Origin of the sequence: Microbacterium sp. SCN 71-21, from assembly GCF_001725695.1 — a bacterium.
GTDB classification, from domain to species: domain Bacteria; phylum Actinomycetota; class Actinomycetes; order Actinomycetales; family Microbacteriaceae; genus Microbacterium; species Microbacterium ginsengisoli.
Map to the genome: position 1 here is coordinate 3844 of NZ_MEGA01000126.1, position 2423 is coordinate 6266.

Sequence of the window (2423 nt, forward strand, 5' to 3'; positions counted from 1 at the left end):
TGGAAACCTGCGACATCGCGCTGATGAGCGACGACCTCGGCCGCGTCCCGTTCGCCGTGCGGCTCAGCCGCGCCACCAGCCGCATCATCCGGCAGAACCTCATCGCCAGCCTCGCGATCGTCGCGTTCCTCATCCTCGCCACCTTCCTCGGCCTGAACATCGGCGCGGTCGTACTCATCCACGAAGGCTCCACCCTGATCGTCGTCGGCAACGCACTCCGCCTGCTCAACTTCGAGCGCGGCAAAGAGCACCACGGCATCGACCACGAAGACAGGCCCACCGCTTGAGAGACTCAGCCGGCGCAGGCGACGGCCTCCCTTGCGCGGCTATGTGGCCCAGCAGGATTGCACGGTGCCGGTCGTTGCCTGCGCGACGGTCGGGATGGTCTCCACGAGTGCTCGTGTGATCTCCTCGGACGCGGGGTACTCGATGACCCGCCAACCGACGATGCCGAAGTCCTCATCCAATGCCTGCACCGCGCATGCGAACGACGTCCCAGCGGGTGGCGTGGCTTGGAAGGATACGGTCACGGTGCGCGCATCGACCAGCTCGTATCCGGTCTCGTCGAATCCGACGTCGTCGAGCGAGTTCGAGACAGTCAGCCACGAAAGCCCGGCGACAGACAGGATTGCCGCCGTCGCGACGGTGACCCAGAACACGCGGCGGCGGATGGGCCGCGGTCCCCGACCGTAGCGGTCGGCGAGCTCCTCTTTCGTCGTCACGTAGTGCGCCCTATCTGCGGCTGCGAGCATCGCGGTCGGCGAGCTCGGTGAGGCGTGCGTTGTAGGCCTCGAGCTCGGCTTCGCCGGTGCGGTCGGCGTGCCGGTCTCGCCGCTTGGTCTCGCGGTCGTCGCTGCGACTCCACTGAATCGCGACCGTGATCGCGAGGATCAGGGTGGGGATCTCACCGATCGACCACGCGATACCGCCGCCGGTGTACTGATCCTCGAGCGGTGTGACACCCCAGGTGCGACCCATCGACCCGAACCAGTCGGCGACCATCAGCCCCGACTGCATCATGATGGCGATGCCGAAGAACGCGTGCATCGCCATCACACCGATGAGCAGCAGCAGCCTGCCGGCGTAGGGAAGCCGCCACGGCACCGGGTCGATGCCGATCAGGGAGAGCGCGAACAGGTAGCCGGTGATGAGGAAGTGCGCGATCATCCACTGGTGGCCGAGGTGGTCGTACAGCGACCAGCGGAACAGGTCGGTGTAATAGAACACCCACAGTGAGCCGATGAACAGGGCGGCCGCGACGAACGGGTTCGTCAGGATGCGGGCGACGGGCGAATGCACCGCCCACAGGATCCACTCCCGCCCGCCGCGGGTGCCGTCGTCGCGTTTGCGGATCGCCCGGGCGGCGAGGGTCACCGGGGCGCCGGCGACCAGCAGCACCGGGATCGCCATCGTGAGCAGCATGTGCCCCACCATGTGCATGCTGAACAGGTAGTCCTGGTAGACGTTGACGACGCCGCCGGTGACCCAGACCAGCAGCACCATGCCGGCGACCCACATGATCGTGCGATACACAGGCCACGCGTCGCCGCGCCGGCGCAGCCGCCACACCCCGGCGAGATAGAAGAAGATCGCGAACCCGGCGAGCACCGCCCACAACATGTCCACGTTCCACGCGGTGACCCACCGTTCGATCGTGAGCTCCGGGGGCAGCGGGGCACCGGTGAGGCGTTCTGCCGGCGAGGGGATCTCGGGAAGCGGGGCCGGGTTCGGTGGCGGAGTGCGGGCCAGCGCTGCGGCGGCGCCGCTGGCCACACCCATCAGTGCCAGCTCGAACGCGATGAGCATCCAGAAAGGGCGGGATGCCGCGTCGGAGCTGCGCATCCTGCCGATCAGGCGGGTGCGGTACCACGCCCCGAAGAGGCCGAGGCCGACGAGCGCGACGACCTTGATGCCCAAGATCGCGCCATAGGGCGAGAGCAGATCGGACCACTCCTGCAGGCCGATGGCGGCGCGCACCGTGCCGGACACGGCGACGAGCACGAACGCGGCCAGAGCGATGCTCGAGTAGCGGGCGACGAGATCGGGGATGCGGCGACGGTCGAGGGCTGGACGGACGGCGATGAGCAGCAGGAGCCCGCCGAGCCACACCGCGGCGCCGATGATGTGCAGGATGAGCGCCATCATCGCCTCGTGGTGGAAGGCGTCATCGCCGGAGTGCCCCTGCGTGCCCATCGGCACGAGCGAGGCCACCGCCACCAGGGCGACCAGAAGCGTCCCGACCCAGGACCGCACGGCGAATGTCAGGACGGTGAGGGCGGCGCCGGCGACCGTCGTGATCAGCCATGTCCTGCCGACCTCGAGCTCGACGAGGAACCGGCCGAGCTGGGCACCGAACTGGGGGCCTGCGTCGATGGCCGGGTTGAACACGCTGAGAAGCGTGAGGAACCCGGTCGCGCCCGCGG

At 68.4% G+C, this 2423-nt stretch carries 2 protein-coding genes and 1 pseudogene; 1 reads left to right on the top strand and 2 read right to left on the bottom strand.

Annotation, left to right across the window (positions count from 1 at the left end; genetic code table 11):
• A pseudogene (locus tag ABT08_RS13110) lies at positions 1–287 on the top strand (heavy metal translocating P-type ATPase); the annotation flags it as partial.
• 39 nt (positions 288–326) lie between these two features.
• Here the strand turns inward: ABT08_RS13110 and ABT08_RS13115 are convergent.
• Complete coding sequence (locus tag ABT08_RS13115; protein ID WP_045246023.1) at positions 327–722, bottom strand: DUF4307 domain-containing protein; 396 nt, start codon at positions 720–722, stop codon at positions 327–329.
• A 10-nt stretch (positions 723–732) separates the two neighbouring features.
• On the bottom strand, positions 733–2423 hold a 1691-nt coding region (locus tag ABT08_RS13120; RefSeq protein WP_288115251.1), incomplete at its 5' end, for a bifunctional copper resistance protein CopD/cytochrome c oxidase assembly protein.